This is a genomic window from Vibrio sp. FF145, assembly GCF_041439075.1.
Taxonomy (GTDB): domain Bacteria; phylum Pseudomonadota; class Gammaproteobacteria; order Enterobacterales; family Vibrionaceae; genus Vibrio; species Vibrio tasmaniensis_A.
Genome location: NZ_JBGONH010000133.1, coordinates 1 through 1,016, shown reverse-complemented (window position 1 = coordinate 1,016; position 1,016 = coordinate 1). Strand labels below are relative to the sequence as shown.

Below are 1,016 nucleotides of genomic sequence, written 5' to 3'. Positions count from 1 at the left end.
TCCTACAGAGGACTCTCACCTCATTAGTTCATACCCATGCTGGGCGTACACAAAGGCATCAAGGTGACGCTTAACACTCGGCAGTGTTGGTTTGAAGTGTAATTGGTTTTGTAAGTATGGCGTAAGCGCACCTTATGCCAAGCGTTATGTGACTATGCAATTTTAAGCATTGTAGAGAAGGATATTGAGTAATGAACGATAAAAATGATTTAAACCAAGCAAATGAACTTTATAAACAGCTCCAAATTAACAATAGTCAAAAAATTAATGCTTTGTTGGAAAAGTTGCTCAATGATAATTATCAAGATGATGATGTCATTGAATTAAAGAAGCTCCTGGATTATCCGCTTGAGGTTAACGAACTGGAGAAGCTTGTTAAAGGTTGTATTGCATCTAATCCGAAATGCTTGAAAGCGATAAGGGAGTGCGTGAATGAAAAAGTTAAAGAGATAAAAAATAAGGTTCTAGGCGAAAAAATTAAAGAAAAAATTGGGAAAGATGAAATAGTTCAACCCGCTTTAAAAAATACTCGTCGTCCTAAAAATTAGTTCGGTGATTGACTGTTAAATTCACATAACAAACGACTATGGCGTCAATGATTAGTTTTTGGCTGTACTTTCATTCCACATAGCGCCATCTCTCAGCATAGAGTTTAGGGTCACAACCATCTTTCGAACACACGCGATTATTGCGACTTTCTTAGGCTTTCCGGCAGCTAAAAGTCGAGCATAAGTCGTTTTGAATACGGGGTTACATTGCATGGCTGACATCATTGCCATATATAACACTGTGCGTACTTGCGCTCGACCGCCTTGGATCACGCGCTTACCTTTGTAGCGCCCACTTTCGCGTGTTATTGGAGCGACACCAATCAGTGATGCTGCTTGTTTATTCGTGATGTAACCAAGTTCAGGTACGTTGCTAATTATTGATGCAGCGGCAATGTTTCCTATTCCTGGGACGCTTTGCAATATTGTTTTTTTAGCTTGGTATTCAGGGCTATCTTCAATGAGTTT

Annotated in this window: 2 protein-coding genes; one reads left to right on the top strand and one right to left on the bottom strand. The window is 39.4% G+C overall.

The window, feature by feature from the left end; translation table 11 throughout:
- Window positions 1–191: 191 nt before the first annotated feature.
- A complete protein-coding gene (locus ACED42_RS21830; RefSeq protein WP_371704159.1) occupies window positions 192–548 on the top strand; it encodes a hypothetical protein in 357 nt (118 codons plus the stop codon).
- Window positions 549–599: 51 nt separating this feature from the next.
- Here ACED42_RS21830 and ACED42_RS21825 read toward each other — a convergent pair.
- On the bottom strand, window positions 600–1,016 hold a 417-nt coding region (locus tag ACED42_RS21825), incomplete at its 5' end, for a transposase (RefSeq protein WP_371704157.1).